This window comes from Caballeronia hypogeia, from assembly GCF_001544875.2.
GTDB classification, from domain to species: domain Bacteria; phylum Pseudomonadota; class Gammaproteobacteria; order Burkholderiales; family Burkholderiaceae; genus Caballeronia; species Caballeronia hypogeia.
In genome coordinates this window covers 150,311-166,249 of sequence record NZ_FCOA02000013.1, presented here as the reverse complement: position 1 = coordinate 166,249, position 15,939 = coordinate 150,311, and the positions used below count along the sequence as shown (strand labels likewise).

At 65.3% G+C, this 15,939-nt stretch carries 13 protein-coding genes; 6 read left to right on the top strand and 7 right to left on the bottom strand.

The window, feature by feature from the left end:
* Positions 1–31 precede the first annotated feature (31 nt).
* The 3 genes from AWB79_RS20295 to AWB79_RS20285 are packed head-to-tail and all read left to right on the top strand — an operon-like array spanning position 32 to position 3,542.
* Positions 32–1,225, top strand: coding sequence for a CaiB/BaiF CoA transferase family protein (locus tag AWB79_RS20295; protein ID WP_061169213.1), 1,194 nt, complete (start codon positions 32–34; stop codon positions 1,223–1,225).
* Entirely contained in the window at positions 1,222–2,172 is a 951-nt protein-coding gene (locus tag AWB79_RS20290; RefSeq protein ID WP_061169212.1) for a hydroxymethylglutaryl-CoA lyase, read from the top strand. Before AWB79_RS20295 ends, AWB79_RS20290 begins: the two co-directional genes overlap by 4 nt.
* Before the next feature lie 32 nt (positions 2,173–2,204).
* Positions 2,205–3,542, top strand: coding sequence for an MFS transporter (locus AWB79_RS20285; RefSeq protein WP_061169211.1), 1,338 nt, complete (start codon positions 2,205–2,207; stop codon positions 3,540–3,542).
* 127 nt (positions 3,543–3,669) lie between these two features.
* Here the strand turns inward: AWB79_RS20285 and AWB79_RS39580 are convergent, their stop codons facing one another.
* From AWB79_RS39580 to AWB79_RS20275, 3 genes are all read right to left on the bottom strand, one after another.
* Complete coding sequence (locus AWB79_RS39580; protein ID WP_157695809.1) at positions 3,670–3,840, bottom strand: hypothetical protein; 171 nt, start codon at positions 3,838–3,840, stop codon at positions 3,670–3,672.
* Positions 3,841–3,844: 4 nt separating this feature from the next.
* A complete protein-coding gene (locus AWB79_RS20280) occupies positions 3,845–6,178 on the bottom strand; it encodes a phosphoketolase family protein (protein WP_232470949.1) in 2,334 nt (777 codons plus the stop codon).
* A gap of 252 nt (positions 6,179–6,430) precedes the next feature.
* Positions 6,431–7,621 carry a glycosyltransferase family protein gene (locus AWB79_RS20275; RefSeq protein ID WP_232470943.1) on the bottom strand — a complete coding sequence of 397 codons (1,191 nt, stop codon included), beginning with the start codon at positions 7,619–7,621 and terminating at the stop codon, positions 6,431–6,433.
* 12 nt (positions 7,622–7,633) lie between these two features.
* Between AWB79_RS20275 and AWB79_RS40120 the strand changes: the two genes are divergently transcribed.
* Complete coding sequence (locus tag AWB79_RS40120) at positions 7,634–7,846, top strand: hypothetical protein (RefSeq protein ID WP_198399064.1); 213 nt, start codon at positions 7,634–7,636, stop codon at positions 7,844–7,846.
* A 47-nt stretch (positions 7,847–7,893) separates the two neighbouring features.
* Entirely contained in the window at positions 7,894–12,264 is a 4,371-nt protein-coding gene (locus tag AWB79_RS20270; protein WP_061169208.1) for a DEAD/DEAH box helicase, read from the top strand.
* Positions 12,265–12,300: 36 nt separating this feature from the next.
* Here AWB79_RS20270 and AWB79_RS20265 read toward each other — a convergent pair whose 3' ends face one another.
* The 4 genes from AWB79_RS20265 to AWB79_RS40115 all read right to left on the bottom strand — a co-directional run bounded on the left by AWB79_RS20265 (position 12,301) and on the right by AWB79_RS40115 (position 13,820).
* Positions 12,301–12,522, bottom strand: a complete 222-nt coding sequence (locus AWB79_RS20265; RefSeq protein ID WP_061169207.1) for a hypothetical protein — start codon at positions 12,520–12,522, stop codon at positions 12,301–12,303.
* 206 nt (positions 12,523–12,728) lie between these two features.
* The gene (locus AWB79_RS20260) at positions 12,729–12,986 is read right to left on the bottom strand and encodes a hypothetical protein (protein WP_061169206.1); all 258 of its coding nucleotides are present in this window, start codon (positions 12,984–12,986) and stop codon (positions 12,729–12,731) included.
* A 33-nt stretch (positions 12,987–13,019) separates the two neighbouring features.
* Entirely contained in the window at positions 13,020–13,319 is a 300-nt protein-coding gene (locus AWB79_RS20255) for a hypothetical protein (RefSeq protein ID WP_061169205.1), read from the bottom strand.
* 132 nt (positions 13,320–13,451) lie between these two features.
* Positions 13,452–13,820: a hypothetical protein gene (locus AWB79_RS40115; RefSeq protein ID WP_198399063.1), complete on the bottom strand. Its 369-nt coding sequence runs from the start codon at positions 13,818–13,820 to the stop codon at positions 13,452–13,454.
* Here AWB79_RS40115 and AWB79_RS20250 point away from each other — a divergent pair.
* Complete coding sequence (locus AWB79_RS20250; RefSeq protein WP_061169262.1) at positions 13,702–15,855, top strand: serine/threonine-protein kinase; 2,154 nt, start codon at positions 13,702–13,704, stop codon at positions 15,853–15,855. The two genes, AWB79_RS40115 and AWB79_RS20250, sit on opposite strands and share 119 nt — an antisense overlap.
* The last annotated feature ends 84 nt before the right edge of the window (positions 15,856–15,939 follow it).

Genomic DNA, 15,939 nt, shown 5'->3' with positions numbered 1-15,939 from the left:
ATCAAAAGCACATCATCAGGAGACGAGCAATATGAGCGGACCACTTCAGGGCATTCGGGTCATCGAGATCGGCACCCTCATCGCCGCGCCTTTCGCCGCGCGCATGCTGGCCGAGTTCGGCGCGGAAGTCATCAAGATCGAGACGCCCAACGGCGGCGATCCCTTGCGCAAATGGCGCAAGCTCCACGAGGGCACTTCTCTCTGGTGGTATCTGCAATCGCGTAACAAGAAGTCAGTGTGCGTGAACCTCAAGTCGCCCGAAGGTGCGGACGTCATCAAGCGACTCGCCGCCGATGCCGACATCGTCATCGAAAACATGCGTCCGGGCGCGCTGGAGAAGCTCGGGCTCGGCTGGGACATTTTGCATGCAATAAACCCGAAGCTGACCATGGTCCGCATCTCCGGCTACGGCCAGACGGGCCCGTACCGCGATCGTCCTGGCTTCGGCGCGATCGGCGAGGCGATGGGCGGCATCCGCTACACGACCGGCGACGCGGAAGGTCTGCCGGCCCGCGTCGGCGTGAGCCTGGGCGATTCGCTCGCGTCGCTGCATGGCGTGATCGGCGCGCTGATGTCGGTGCTGCGCGTGAAGACCGGCCAGGGCGATGGCCAGGTCGTCGACGTCTCGCTGGTGGAAAGCGTCTTCAGCCTGATGGAAAGTCTGGTTCCCGAATACGACCTGCTCGGCCATGTACGCGAGCGCAGCGGCGGCGCGCTGCCGGGCATTGCGCCGTCGAACACCTATCGCACGGAGGACGGCGGTTTCGTCGTTATCGCGGGCAATAGCGATCCGATCTACAAGCGCCTGATGAACGTGATCGGCCGCGCCGATCTCGCGGACGATCCCGCGCTCGCGCACAACGACGGCCGCGTGAAGCAAAACACGATGCTCGACGAAGCGATCACCGCGTGGACCTCGCATCACTCGATGGACGACGTGCTGGCCACGCTCGAACGCGAGGAAGTGCCGGCGGGCCGCATCTATTCGGTCGCGGACATCGTTGGCGATGTGCACTATCAAGCGCGCGACATGCTGCTGAACGCGGATTTGCCGGGCGGCGCATCGGTGAAGATGCCGGGCATCGTGCCGAAGCTTTCCGACACGCCGGGCGTAGTGCGCTGGCAAGGTCCGGCGCTGGGCGAGCATACGGCGTCGGTTCTGGAATCGCTCGGTTTCCAAGCCGACGAAGTGGCGCGTCTGCGCGCCGAAGGAGCGGTGCAATGAATTTTGAATGCAAAGAACCGTTGATCGTGCAGGAAGTCGCGCCCCGCGACGGCCTGCAGATCGAAAAGCAGTGGGTCGAAACCGAAGACAAGATCGAGCTGATCGATGGCCTTTCGGCGTGCGGCTTCACGCGCATCGAGGCGGGCTCGTTCGTGTCGCCCAAGGCGATTCCCGCGCTGCGCGACGGCGATGCGGTGTTCAACGGCATCCGGCGTGCACCGGACGTGATCTATGTCGCGCTGGTGCCGAACGTGAAGGGCGCGGAGCGCGCGCTCGCCGCGAACGCCGATGAGCTGAACCTCGTCATGTCGTCGAGCCAGACCCACAACCGGGCGAATATGCGCATGAGCTGCGAGTCGTCGCTGACCGGTTTCGGCGACGTCGTGCGATTGGTACAAGGCATTACGAATGCAAAAGTCTCGTTGAATGCGACCGTTGCGACGGCGTTCGGCTGTCCGTTCGAAGGACGCATCGACGAGGAGCGCGTCGTGTCGATCGCGCGGACGTATCGCGAGATGGGCATCCCAGGCATCACGCTCGCCGATACCACCGGCATGGCGAATCCGCGCCAGGTCGCGCGGCTCGTTTCACGCGTGCTCGAACACGTGAGCGCCGCCGATCTCACGCTGCACTTCCACAACACGCGCGGTCTCGGTCTCGTCAACGTGCTCGCTGCCTACGACGCGGGCGCGCGCCGCTTCGACGCCGCGCTCGGCGGGCTCGGCGGCTGTCCGTTCGCGCCGGGCGCATCGGGAAACATCTGTACCGAAGACCTCGTGAACATGTGCGACGAAATGGGTATTCCCACCGGCGCCGATCTGCAGAAGCTGATCACCCTGTCGCGCACGCTTCCCGCGCTCGTCGGGCATGACGTGCCGGGGCAAATCGCGAAGGCGGGACGCAATTGCGACCTGCATCCGGCTCCCGATTACGTGAACACGATCTGATTCGAAACACCAAAACAATATTGGAGACAACCATGAGCGACCTAAGCGTCAATGCGGCCGACAAGCCGCACATTCTGGAGAACACCTCGGGCATCATCCGCAAGGTGGCGTTGCGGCTGATGCCGCTCATCATGCTGTGCTATTTCTTCGCGTTCTTCGACCGCATCAACATCAGCTTCGCGAAATTCCAGATGCAGAGCTCGCTCGGTCTGTCCGACACCGCTTACGGCCTCGGCGCGAGCCTTTTCGTGATCGGCTACGTGATCTTCGAAGTGCCGAGCAACATGCTGCTGTACAAGGTCGGCGCGCGGCGCTGGATCGCGCGCATCATGATTTCGTGGGGTATCGCGACCGCGCTCATGGTGTTCGTGCAGACGGAGTGGCAGTTCTACGGACTGCGCTTCATCATCGGCGCGATGGAAGCGGGCTTCGCGCCGGGCGTGCTGTATTACCTCACGCTGTGGTTCCCGGCGAGTTATCGCGGCCGCATCACGTCGATGCTGTTTCTCGCGTCGGCGTTCTCGGGTCTGTTCGGCGCGCCGCTGTCGGGACTGGTGCTCGGACACATGAACGGCGTAGCGGGCATCGCGGGATGGCACTGGCTGTTCCTGCTCGGCGGCATGCCGTGCGTGCTGCTCGGCATTCTCGTGCTCAAGGTGCTGAAGGATCGCGTCGATGACGCCGCGTGGCTCACGGGCGCCGAGAAGACCTGGCTGACGAGCCAGATCTCCACGCAAAGCCAGCACACGGACACCGGGCATTCGCTGCTCGGCGCGATCCGCACGCCTGGCTTCCTGATGCTCGGTCTGATCTACTTTTTGATTCAGGTCGCGTCGTATGGTCTCAACTTCTGGGCGCCGCACCTGATCCGCGCGGCGGGCACGCAGAACCCGACGATCATCGGCCTGCTGACGGCGGTGCCGTATATCTGCGGCGCGATCTGCATGGTGGTGGTCGGCCGCATGTCGGACCGCTCGGGCGAGCGCCGCAAGTTCGTCGCGACGCTTCTCGTGATGGCCGCAGTCGGCTTCTTCGCGGCGGGCGTCTTCGACAAGCAGACGACTCTCCTGATCGCCGCGCTCGGCGTGATGGGCGCCGGCGTCATCGCATCGATTCCGGCGTTCTGGGCATTGCCGCCGAAGCTTTTGACCGGAGCGGGCGCGGCGGGCGGCATCGCGCTGATCAATACGCTGGGGCAACTGGGCGGCATCGTGAGCCCGGTGATGGTCGGACGCATTCGCGACACGATGGGCAGCACGACGCCCGCGCTGTATGCGATCGGCGCGATGAGCGTGGTGTGCGCGCTGTTGCTGCTGTTCGGCTTGCCACAATCGCTCAAGCAGCGAGATCACGCGGAGCATGCGTCTTGAGCATCACGCGGTTCTGATGAAAAAATGCGCCCGGCGAGATCCAGTCCGCCGGGCGCTGTCTTTTTGCCCACTGCATTTTGCATGCATTCGACCAGATGGCATTTCGCATGCCGCATGCAAGAAGCTACTAAGCCGCGAGCAAGCTCCCGCAATGCCGCGCAATCTGCGGTTCCTCATGCGTCGCGACCAGGCGATGTTGCGCTCCCAGAAACGTCAGCCCATTGGTGACCTGCGCGCGGATCGCCTCGCTGTGCTGGCCGATCCCGCCGCCGAGCACGATCGGATTGCCGTCGTCCATCGCGTCAGCCTTTCCACGTCCACTCGCGAATCTCGTCGCGGTCGATGCCTTCCTCGTGTGCGTATCGCACGCTCTCGATGATCTGACCTTTGAGCCATTCCTTCGTGTGCGCGCTGCTGCCCGCGATGCGCGGCACGCGGTCGATCACGTCGATCGCGAGCGTGTAGCGATCCACGCCGTTGATGATCGCGAGCTCGAACGGCGTGTTGATGTTGCCGCGCTCGCGATACCCGTGCACGTGCATGTTCGCGTGATTCGTGCGGTTGTACGTGAGCTTGTGCACCAGCGACGCGTACGAATGGAAGTTGAAGATGACCGGCTTGTCGCGCGTGAAGATGGAATCGAAATCGCGATCGGCGAGGCCGTGCGGGTGATCGCTGTCGGGCATGAGCCGGAACAGGTCGACCACATTGACGAAGCGCAGCTTCAGATCGGCGCAGTTCGCCTTGAGAATCTCGACGGCGGCGAGCGCTTCCATTGTCGCGATGTCGCCCGCGCAGGCGATCACCGCGTCCGGCTCCGCGCCCTGATCGGTCGAGGCCCAGTCCCAGATGCCGATACCCTTCGCGCAATGCACGATGGCGTCCTTCATGCTCAGATATTGCAGATGCGGCTGCTTGTCCGCGACGATCACGTTTACGTAATCGTGCGAGCGCAGGCAATGATCCGCGACGCTCAACAGGCAGTTCGCATCGGGCGGCAGATAGATGCGTACGACGCCCGGGCTCTTGTTCGTGACCACATCGAGAAATCCGGGGTCCTGATGCGTGAAGCCGTTGTGATCCTGCCGCCACACGAGCGAGGTGATGAGCAGATTGATCGACGGCACCGGACGCCGCCAGTCGAGTTCGTTCTTCGCTTTTTCGAGCCACTTCGCGTGCTGGTTGAACATCGAATCGATCACGTGCACGAACGCCTCGTAGGTCGCGAACAGGCCATGACGTCCCGTCAGCACATAACCTTCGAACCAGCCTTCGAGCGTGTGCTCGGAAAGCATCTCCATCACACGGCCGTCGATGGACAGCGCGCCGCCGTCTTCGTCTTCCGGGAGCGTCTGCGCGAGCCAGCGCTTGCCGGACACCTCGTACACGCCGTCGAGCTTGTTGCTCGCGGTTTCATCCGGGCCGAACAGGCGGAAGCTCGTCATGTTCCGGCGGATCACCTCGCGCAGGAAGGTGGCGAGCACGGCCGTCGGCGACTGATAGACGGCCGCCGCGCGCTTGAACTCGAAAGCGAAGTCGCGAATGTCGGGCATGTCGAGCGATTGCGAACGCAAGCCGCCGTTCGCGTGCGGATTCGCGCTGATGCGCCGCGTGCCCTCCGGCGCGAGCGCGCGCAAGGTCTCGATCAGACGGCCGTTTTCGTCGAACAGTTCCTCGGGCCGGTAGCTGCGCATCCACGCTTCGAGCAACGCGAGACTGCGCCGATTAGTCGCCGGATCGGCGATCGGCACCTGATGCGAGCGCCAGAAGTTCTCCACCTTGTGGCCATTGACCTCCTTCGGTCCGGTCCAGCCCTTCGGTGTGCGCAGCACGATCATCGGCCAGCGGGCGCGTGTGGCGTTTTCCGGATTGGCGCGCGCGTTAGCCTGGATCGAGCGGATATCGGCGATGCAGCGTTCGAGCGTGGCGGCCATGCGCTGATGCATCGCTTGGGGCTCGTCGCCTTCGACGAAATAGGGCATGTAGCCGTAGCCGCGGAACAGGTCTTCGAGCTCGTCGTGCGGAATGCGCGCGAGGATCGTCGGATTGGCGATCTTGTAGCCGTTGAGATGAAGAATCGGCAAGACGGCGCCGTCGGTCGCCGGATTGAGAAACTTGTTCGAATGCCAGGACGTGGCGAGCGGGCCGGTTTCCGCTTCGCCGTCGCCGACGACCGCCGCGACGATCAGATCGGGATTGTCAAACGCCGCGCCGAACGCATGCGACAGGCTGTAGCCGAGCTCGCCCCCTTCGTGAATCGATCCCGGCGTTTCGGGCGTGCAGTGCGAGCCGATCCCGCCCGGCGACGAAAACACGCGAAACAGCCGGAGCATGCCGCGCTCGTCGGCGCTGCGATCGGGATAGATTTCCGAGTAATGGCCTTCGAGGTAAGAATTGGCGAGCGTCGCGGGCGCGCCGTGACCGGGGCCCGAGACGAACAGCACGTTGAGATCGTCGCGCCGAATCAGACGGTTCAGGTGCACCCACACGAAGGACTGACCCGGGTCCGATCCCCAGTGCCCGAGCAGCCGACGCTTGATGTGCTCGGGTTCGAGCGGCTCGCGCAGGAGCGGATTCGCGCGGAGGTAGATCATTCCGACCGACAGGTAATTGCAGGCCCGCCAGTACGCGTGCATCTTTTGGAGCAAATCGGGGTCGAGCGGCGATTCGGGGATGGTCGAGCGAAGGACGTCGTCGTTCAATTGCTTCTCCCTGGCAGGTGAAAGGATTGGTCGAACGTCGTGCTGTGGCGCGCGCAGGATCGGGTCCTGCGCGTCATGCCATGATCGGAGGTGTTTGTGGCGTTATGGTTTCAACGCGAGGCGCGGCGCGTGAGCAGCGCCGCGGACCATCTTAAAGCGGATTGCGCGATCGGGCAGATACCCGGGTCATTCCATCGCGGCGTGCCTGAGGTCGTGCTCCATCAGCAGCGCGCGGTTGTCCTGCCACATGCCGATGTAGTGGACCATGAAGCTGTCCGGGCGACGGTAGACCCACGGGGTATTGATATCGATGAAGTTCGATACCTGTGACGCCTGCAAATCCTTGAACGCGCGAATGAAGTGAAACTGGTCGCCCTCGCTCGCGTACACGTGCGACTTGTCTTCGAGCTTCGCGCACTGGTCCATGATGTCAGCGAAGGCGTCGTAGTTTCGCTGATTGCGCTGAAAGCCCATGATTCCGGAGTTGAACATCCAGCTTCCCACATCGCGCGCGAGGATGAACTCGCGTCCCTGCGTGAACGGTTCGAGGCGCTGGTTCATGTCGTTGATCAGCACGTCCGCGTCGAGCCAGAACACCCATTGATGACTCGGCAGATATTCGCGCAGCAACGCGGGCTTGAGCCAGTTGCCGGAGGTTTTGCCGTCGTTCAGATGCGCGGGAATCTCGCGATGAACGTACAGCGTGTAGCCGTGGCGTTCGCAATAGCGCCTGAAGTTCGCCTCCGCGATGCGCCCGTAACACGCGACGTTCGGCGTGTAGAGGGTGACGAGCGCGATCGGCTTGTTGGGGTTGTAGACGGTGCGCGGCGCGGCGTCGGGCTCGCCGGATCCGGCGCCCGGCAGCAGAGTGCCGCCACGCGTATTGCACTCGTTGACGCGCTCGAACAGTGCACGGCGGAAACGGCGATGGTGCTTCTTGTCCTCGACGCTCGCCGCAAAGCTCGGCCACGTCGCCCAGACGGCTTCCAGATGAGCCGCCGCCGGCACCACGACATGCGTGCCGGCAATCTGATGCCGCGACGGACAGGCCGCGAACCGGTGCAGCAGGCCCGCTTCCTCGGCGGGCAGTTCGGCGCCGAAACGGCACGCGCGCACGAGTTCGAGCAGACCGCGACGCACCGCTTCGGTGTTGCGCCAGAGCTGGATATCGGTTTGCGGCTGCTGCGACTCGGCGCAGGTGAGGAGCCAGTCCCGGCCCGCCAGCAGCACCGGCAGTTCGACCGGCCGCAGGATCGCGGCGTTTTCGGAGAGCAGGAGAGCGATCTCGTTGTCCGCGGCCTGGCTGAGATAGTGCAGAAGCGTTTCGTATCGATACAGCCAGCGTGCGCTGTTTTCGGCGCCGGACAAGTCCGACATGTCGATCTCGACGTGGCGGTATCCATGCTGGCGCGCATAGTGGCGATGATTAGCGAGCGCGTCGGGCGCGCGGTCGAACAGAAGACTGATGACGATCATGAGAGGACGACGAGCGAGAAGAATTACCGCATTTCGGCCGGCGCCGCGACGGAACGCGCGACGGCTGAATCAGCGAACTGCCTAGCATCGCCGCTGGATGAATTTGCACGGATGGGAAATGTCTGAAAAGAGCAGTAAACACGCTGTTTCTCAGGCGCTCATAGAATGTCCGAATGATCCGAAAATCCTCGCTCCCGGATGACGCCCTGCACGGGTTTCATCCCGCTGTCACGAGCTGGTTCCGCTCGCGCTTTTCCGCGCCGACCGCCGCGCAGGCGCGCGCCTGGCCGCTTATCCACGCGCGCCGCTCGACGCTCGTCGCCGCGCCGACCGGCTCCGGCAAGACGCTCACCGCATTTCTCGCCGCCATCGACGAGCTGGTGCGCGAAGGCGTCGCGCGCGGCGGGGCGCTGCCGGACGAGACGCGCGTGGTCTATGTGTCGCCGCTGAAGGCGCTGTCGAACGACATTCACGTGAATCTCGAAGAACCGCTCGCAGGCATCGCGCGCGCGTTGAGCGAGGGCGGCGCTCATGCGCCGGAGATCCGCGCCGCCGTGCGCACCGGCGACACGACGCAGCAGGAGCGCAACGCGGTAAAGAAGCGCCCGCCGCACATTCTCGTGACGACGCCGGAGTCGCTCTACGTGCTGCTTTCGTCGGACTCGGGCCGCGCGATGCTCGCCACGACCCGCACCGTGATCGTCGATGAAATCCACGCGGTGGCGGGCAGCAAACGCGGCTCGCACCTGAGCCTGTCGCTGGCGCGCCTCGACGCGCTGTGCGAGGAGGCGGGCGGGGCGCGCCCGGTGCGCGTCGGGCTGTCGGCGACGCAGAAGCCGATCGAGCTGGTCGCGAAGTTTCTGGCGGGCGAGGGCGAGCCGTGCGACATCGTCGATGTCGGTCACGTGCGTGCGCGCGATCTGGCGCTCGACATCCCGCCGATGCCGCTCGAAGCGATCATGTCAAACGACATGTGGGAGCGCGTCTATGACCGCCTCGCGCAGCTTTCGGCGCAGCATCGCACGACCCTCGTGTTCGTCAACACGCGGCGCATGGCGGAGCGCGCCGCGCGTCATCTGACCGAGCGCCTCGGCCGCGAAGCGGTCGCGGCGCATCACGGCAGCCTCGCACGCGAGCATCGGCTCGAGGCGGAGCAGCGGCTGAAGCGCGGCGAATTGCGCGTGCTGATCGCGACCGCATCGCTGGAACTGGGCATCGATATCGGCGATGTCGATCTCGTCTGCCAGATCGGCTCGCCCGGTTCGATCGGCGCGTTGTTGCAGCGCGTCGGGCGCTCGGGGCATCACGTCGGCGGCGTGCCGAAGGGGCGGCTCTTTCCTACCTCGCGCGACGATCTGATCGAGTGCGCCGCCTTGCTCGATTGCGTGCGGCGCGGCGAACTCGACGCGCTGGCGATTCCCCGCGCCCCGCTCGACGTGCTCGCGCAGCAGATCACGGCTGAGGTGGCGTGCCGCGAGTGGGATGAGGACGAGCTTTTCGAGCGCATCACGCGCGCCTATCCATACGCCACGCTCGATCGCGCGCATTACGACGCCGTGCTGCGCACGCTTGCGGAAGGCTATACGGGGCGGCAGGGCGTGCGCGCGGCGTATGTGCATCGCGACGCGGTGAGCCGCACGCTGCGCGGACGGCGCGGCGGCAAGCTGACCGCCGTGACCTCGGGCGGCGCGATTCCCGACAACGCCGATTTCGCCGTGTTGCTGGAGCCGCAGGGCTTGCAGATCGGCACGGTGAACGAGGACTTCGCGGTCGAAAGCCTGGCCGGCGATATTTTCCAGCTCGGCAATACGTCATATCGCATCGTGCGCGTGGAAGGCGGGCGCGTACGCGTGGAAAACGCGAACGGGCAGCCGCCGAACATTCCGTTCTGGCTGGGCGAGGCGCCCGGGCGCAGCGACGAGCTTTCGCACGCGATTTCTCGCTTGCGCGGCCAGCTCGATGCGCAACTGGCGTCGAGCGGTGTCGAAGCGGCTATCGCGTGGCTTGCTCAGGAAACGGGCATCGAAGCGGAAGCGGCCCGGCAGATCGTCGACTATCTGGCGCGCTCGCGCGCCGCGCTCACCGTGCTGCCGACGCAGGACACGCTCGTCATGGAACGCTTCTTCGACGAATCCGGCGGCACGCAACTCGTCATTCACGCGCCGTTCGGCAGCCGCGTGAATCGCGCGTGGGGGCTCGCGCTGCGCAAGCGCTTCTGCCGCACGTTCAATTTCGAACTGCAGGCGGCGGCGACGGAAGACGCGATCATTCTTTCGCTGACCGGCAGTCACAGCTTCGCGCTCGATGAAGTGTGGCGCTATCTCAAATCAGCGACGGCCGAGCACGTGCTGATCCAGGCGCTGCTCGACGCGCCGCTGTTCGGCGTGCGGTGGCGCTGGAACGCGACCAACGCGCTCGCGCTGCCGCGCTATACGGGCGGGCGCCGCGTCGCGCCGCAATTGCAGCGCATGAAAAGCGAGGATCTGCTCGCGGCCGTGTTTCCCGATCAGGTCGCGTGCGCGGAAAACATCGCGGGCGAGCGCGAGGTGCCGACGCATCCGCTCGTCGAGCAGACCATCGACGATTGCCTGCACGACGCAATGGACAGCGAAGCGTGGCTCGCGCTTTTGCGCCGCATCGAAGCGGGCAGTGTGCGGCTCGTCACGCGCGAGCTTCCCGCGCCGTCGCCGCTCGCGGCCGAGATTCTGTCGGCCCGGCCGTACGCCTTTCTCGACGACGCGCCGCTCGAGGAACGCCGCACGCAGGCCGTGCTCGCGCGCCGCTGGACCGATCCGCAATCGACCGACGATCTCGGCGCGCTCGACCCCGAGGCGATCGCGAGCGTGCGCGAGGAAGCCTGGCCGGATGTCACCAGCGCCGATGAAATGCACGAAGCGCTGACGACGCTCGCGTGCATCGCTGAAGCCGAAGCTCAGCGCGATCCGCGGTGGTCCGCATGGCTCGATGCGCTCGCGGGCGCCGGCCGCGCGACGCGTCTGCAGGTCGCGGAGCAGGACGCGCTGTGGACGCCCGTCGAGCGTCTCGCGTGCATGCGCGCCGTCTACGAGCATGCGCCGATGCATCCCGCGCTCACGCCGCTGTCCGGCTTCGACGACGCCTGGGCGCCCGACGATGCGCTCGTCGAGATCGTGCGCGCGCGGCTGTCGGGCTTCGGGCCGCTGACGGTTCCGGAGATCGCGCGGCCGCTGGTGCTGCCGGCGTCGGCGGTGGCGCTCGCGCTGACGCGGCTCGAATCGCAAGGCTATGTGATGCGCGGCCGCTTCACGCCGGGCGCGCAGGCCGAGGAATGGTGCGAGCGGCATCTTCTCGCGCGGATTCATCGCTATACGGTGCGGCGCCTAAGGCGCGAGATCGAGCCGGTCGAGCGCCAGGATTTCATGCGCTTTCTGTTCGAATGGCAGCGCGTGGCTCCGGACGCGCACGGCGAGGGCCGCGACGCGCTCGGCGCCGTGCTCGAACAGCTCGAAGGTTTCGAAGCGCCTGCGGTCGCGTGGGAGGACGAAATTCTGCCGGCGCGCATCGCCGATTATTCGGGCATGTGGCTCGACGACTTCTGCCGCACGGGCAAGCTCGTGTGGACGCGCCCCGCGGGACGAGCGCGCGCGGCGAGCGGCCCGGTGCGCGGCACGCCGATCGTGCTGTTGCCGCGCCGTCATCTCGATGCATGGAACGCGCTGATGTCCGCCGACGAAGCGCCGCGGATGTCATCGCGCGCGGAGCGTGTGTTCGATGCTTTGAAGGCGCACGGCGCGATGTTCTTCGACGAACTGCTGGCCGACGTGCGTCTCCTGCGCACCGAGCTGGAAGACGCGCTCGGTGAGCTCGTCGCGCTCGGGCTCGTCAACGCGGACAGCTTCGCGGGGCTGCGCGCGCTGCTCGCGCCGGCGGCGAAGCGCAATGCGTTCTCGCGGCGTCCGCGGCGCGGCGGGCTGTTCATCGGCGGAATGGACGATGCCGGGCGCTGGGCGCTCCTGCGCCGCGCGACACCCGACGCAGAACGCGCGGCCGGCGATATCGAGCACGTCGCGCTGACGCTGTTGCGGCGCTATGGCGTCGTGTTCTGGCGGCTGCTCGAACGCGAAGCCCAATGGCTGCCGCCGTGGCGCGAGCTACTGCGCGTCTATCACCGGCTGGAAGCGCGCGGCGAGATTCGCGGCGGGCGCTTCGTCGCGGGACTCGCGGGCGAGCAATTCGCGCTGCCGGACGCGGTGCCGCTCCTGCGCGACATGCGCCGACGCCCGAAGGAGAGCGCATTCGTCGCGCTGTCGGCGGTCGATCCGCTCAATCTCGTCGGCACGCTGTTGCCGGGCGACAAGGTCCCGGCGCTCGCGGGCAATCGCGTGCTCTTTCTGGACGGCGTGCCGGTCGGCGCGGTGATCGCGGGCAAGACGCGCTACTTCGGGGATTTCGACGGCGAAACACGCGAGCGCGTGCGCCTCGCGCTCGTGAAGCGCACGGCGCGTTCGCTCGGGACATCGGTGCTGAACGGAACGACGGGCATGGCCGCGATGGCGCGCCATTGAAGCGGCGAGGGAATCGATCCCTCGCCGGGCAGGACCTTATTTCTTCGTGACGATCTTCGTCGTGAATGGCCCCGGCTGCGCGACGGGCACATCCCTGACCGGCACGCCCGGATAATCGACCACGCGCTGCGTATTCGACGCCGGCCGGATGCGGAACGACGGGCGCAAGCCATCGCGTGCGCCGCCGACGATCGTGTTCATCGCCTGCCGGTCCAGTTCGACGCTGTCGGCGAGATCCCTGATTTTGATGACGGCCATGACGGTTTCCTCCAGATGGATGATGGAATCGACGTGAACGCTCGGGCGCCGATCGCCTTCGATTCAGTATAGGCAATTCGCCCGGCCGCCCGGCGCGACTCCCTTGTCCGGGCGGCCTGCTTCGATGCGGACATTCATCCGTCCGCAGACGCCAAAAATGCGACGAAAGGCCGAAGCCTTTCGTCGCAAGCGCGAGCGACGGTGTATCAGAACGACAGATCCAGATTCGTCTTGCCGATCTGTTTCGGACTGACATCGAAGCTCGGTGCTTGGAAGTTCGGACCGATCACGCCGATATCGTTCAGCGCGTTCACCTGAACATTCTGAAGCTGCGCGATGTTCTGCACGATGTTGACGTTGACGTTCGCGAACCCGCCGAAGCCCTGGCCGCCCGACACGGCGGACATGGCGCGGCGATCGAGTTCCTGGCTGTGCGCCAGATCGCGGATGCTTAGGGACGACATATTGGTTCTCCTCGCGGATCGAATGAACGCGAATCAGGCGCTCGGGAGGCCGAAGCTGCCCAGGTTGATGTTGCTGGTGTTCTTGGCCTTCTGCACCGGATCCGTGTCCGCCGTGATGCCATTTGCGAACGCGACGTTGTTGCCGTTATCGACCTGGGTGTTCTGCGACTGCTGGGCGAGTTGCTGGACATTGAAGGAGGCCGAGAACTTCGAAATGTCGAAGCTCGGGAACACGTAGCCGTAGCTCAGGCCCGAACCGCCGCGCACGGCGGACATGGCGCGGCTGTCGAGTTCTTCGGTCTTGGGCAGGTCGATGATGGTCAGCGTTTTCATTGCGGTTCTCCTTGGGGTGCGCATTGCGCGTTTCGGTGAGGGTCGAGCAACTTGTCTGCTCGGGCCTATCATTGCGAGAGCCGTGCCAGGCGCGCTCCGCCACCCTGAAGAAAATTGCAATGCCTTGATTTTTCAACGTTTCATCGCGTGGCGACGCATGCGTCGTCGAGCCTTTCGAGCGATGTGACGAGCGCGCTTGCCGCCGGCGCCCCAACAGTCAAAGCGGATGTGTCGGTCTACGAACGACATGTGCGCGATGCCGCGCATGATCGAAAACGCCATTTGCACAAGCGTCATGTGAAGGCTAGTATCGAACGAGCACCGGGTATTTGTTACGACAAGTGGATTGTCGATCGATTTGGAGCCGCGTCGCGTCGCACAGATGACAAGTTTTGCGCAAGCGATTCGAACATATCGGGGCGACGGCGGGTCGCGCGACGGGTTCTTCGCAAGGGTGGACGGCGCGCTGGCGACCGAGCAAACCCCGGCGAAGCGGCTCATGGAGTTGCTCGACGAGGAGCACGCGGCGAGACCGCTGCCGCAGGATATATACGCGGCCATCCGCCGCCGCATCGAGCATGCGGCGCGCTATCACCCCGAAGCCGATTCCGCCACGGGCCCCGTCGGCAACGACGAGACGCGCCTGCAGACCGCGCCCGGCTTTCCACCGCCATCGCCGCCGCGCGATGCGAGCGGCGCGAGCGCCGCCACGGGCGGCACCTTCGGCCAGGCCACGCAAGTGATCGCCGACCACGATCAGCAGATGAAAGGCGTCGGGGACACGCTCAACAGCCGCTTCGTGCTGGAGGAGTGTCTCGGCATCGGCGGCATGGGCACGGTGTACAAGGCGCTCGACCTGCGCAAGCTGGAGGCGTCGGACCGGCGTCCGTATGTGGCGATCAAGGTCCTCAATCTCCAGTTTCGCGGCAATCCAAAATCGCTGATCGCGTTGCAGCGCGAGGCGCGCAAGGCGCAGCAACTCGCGCATCGCAATATCGTCACGGTGTACGACTTCGATCGCGACGGCCAGGTCGTCTATCTGACGATGGAATATCTGTCCGGTCAGCCGCTGTCCAGATTGCTTCGGAACCCGAATTTCAGGGGCATGCCGTTCACGGAGGTTTTCCCGATCTTCAAGGGCATGGCGGCCGCGCTCGCGTATGCGCACGAACGCGGCTTCGTGCATTGCGATTTCAAGCCGGCCAACGTGTTCTTGACGGACACATCAGAAGTCAAGGTCATCGACTTCGGCATTTCGCGCGTGATCCAGCGGCCCGAAGAGGAAACCGAGGCCACCGTCTTCGATCCCGGCAGTCTCGGTGCGCTGACGCCCGCTTACGCCAGCCCGGAGATGCTGGAACATCGCGAGCCCGATCCCCGGGACGATATCTACGCGCTTGGCTGCATCACGTACGAGCTCCTCACCGGCAAGCATCCGTTCGACCGCGTGCCGGCCATGCAGGCGAAGAGCGCGGGCATGAAGCCGCAGCGTCCGGAGCATCTCGGCAACAAGCAATGGAAGGCGCTCAGGGCCGCGCTCGCGTTCGAGCGCGAGGCGCGCACGCCGAGCGTCACGCAGTTCCTCGACGACCTCAGCGAGGAGCAGGCGTCTGTACCTGGCGCAAAGGCGAGGAAGGGCGGCGCGCCGAAGCTCGTCATCGGCGCGGCTGCTGCGGCGGCGCTGCTGATCGCGGGCGCGGGATATTACTTATACGATCAGTCCGGCGGCACGGCGGAACAAGCTGACCGCGAAGCGCCGCCGCGCGCGCCGGAAGCAAGCGCCACCGGTACGGTGACTCCGCCCGCGCCGCCGGCTTCGTCGGTTGCGATCGCGCCCGCGGTGCCGGCCACGCCGGTTCCGGAACTGTCGATGGCCGCCGTCACGCCGGTGCTCGCGAGCGTGCCTTGCTCGGCGCTGGTCGCGTCGGTGCACGACCAGACTGTGGATGTGCAGGGCTTCGTGTCGCAGAAGTATGGACTCGCGCGGCTGAAGGAAACGCTCGGCCGCGTGCCGGGCGTGAAGACGTCGAACTTCGGCGTGCAGCCGGTCGCCGACGACAAGTGCGATCTGCTCAAGGTCTACGGCCCGTACTGGTCGACCAACCGGCAGTCGGGCAGGCCGGCATCGGTCCACACCCGTTCGCGCGCGACGCGCCTTTCCGAAGGCGATCCGCTCATCATCGACCTGATGACGCCCGGGTTCGATTCCTACGTCAATGTGGATTACTTCATGCTGGATGGCAGCGTCGTGCATCTGCTGCCCAATCAGCGCTCACGGGACAACCAGGCGCCACCCAACTACACGGCGACCATCGGCTCAATGGGCGATTGGGTCGTCGGCAAGCCGTTCGGCTCCGAGATGATCGTGCTGACGGTCACGCCCGCGCCGCTCTTCGACGCCGTGCGTCCCGACAGCGAGGCCAAGAGCGAATATCTGCGCGCGGTGGACAAACGCCTCGCCGCGCTGGCGGCCAAATACGGACGCGATCACGTGGCCGTCGATGTGTTCCAGATCACCACGCAGGCGAAGCAGTAATCCTTCAACGCGTGAGCACGCGCACGCATTCCCTGGGATCGCGAAAGCGAAAGAAGCGCGGCGCAACCGGAGCGCGGGCCGCGC

What these genes read in the sequence shown, in the direction of transcription:
- AWB79_RS39580 (WP_157695809.1), bottom strand. Translation starts at nt 3,840, where the DNA reads ATGGACGACGGCAATCCGATCGTGCTCGGCGGCGGGATCGGCCAGCAC.
- AWB79_RS20260 (WP_061169206.1), bottom strand. Translation starts at nt 12,986, where the DNA reads ATGTCGTCCCTAAGCATCCGCGATCTGGCGCACAGCCAGGAACTCGAT.
- AWB79_RS20280 (WP_232470949.1), bottom strand. Translation starts at nt 6,178, where the DNA reads ATGCACGCGTACTGGCGGGCCTGCAATTACCTGTCGGTCGGAATGATC.
- AWB79_RS20290 (WP_061169212.1), top strand. Translation starts at nt 1,222, where the DNA reads ATGAATTTTGAATGCAAAGAACCGTTGATCGTGCAGGAAGTCGCGCCC.
- AWB79_RS20265 (WP_061169207.1), bottom strand. Translation starts at nt 12,522, where the DNA reads ATGGCCGTCATCAAAATCAGGGATCTCGCCGACAGCGTCGAACTGGAC.
- AWB79_RS20270 (WP_061169208.1), top strand. Translation starts at nt 7,894, where the DNA reads ATGATCCGAAAATCCTCGCTCCCGGATGACGCCCTGCACGGGTTTCAT.
- AWB79_RS20250 (WP_061169262.1), top strand. Translation starts at nt 13,702, where the DNA reads ATGACAAGTTTTGCGCAAGCGATTCGAACATATCGGGGCGACGGCGGG.
- AWB79_RS20255 (WP_061169205.1), bottom strand. Translation starts at nt 13,319, where the DNA reads ATGAAAACGCTGACCATCATCGACCTGCCCAAGACCGAAGAACTCGAC.
- AWB79_RS20285 (WP_061169211.1), top strand. Translation starts at nt 2,205, where the DNA reads ATGAGCGACCTAAGCGTCAATGCGGCCGACAAGCCGCACATTCTGGAG.
- AWB79_RS40115 (WP_198399063.1), bottom strand. Translation starts at nt 13,820, where the DNA reads ATGAGCCGCTTCGCCGGGGTTTGCTCGGTCGCCAGCGCGCCGTCCACC.
- AWB79_RS20295 (WP_061169213.1), top strand. Translation starts at nt 32, where the DNA reads ATGAGCGGACCACTTCAGGGCATTCGGGTCATCGAGATCGGCACCCTC.
- AWB79_RS20275 (WP_232470943.1), bottom strand. Translation starts at nt 7,621, where the DNA reads ATGTCGGACTTGTCCGGCGCCGAAAACAGCGCACGCTGGCTGTATCGA.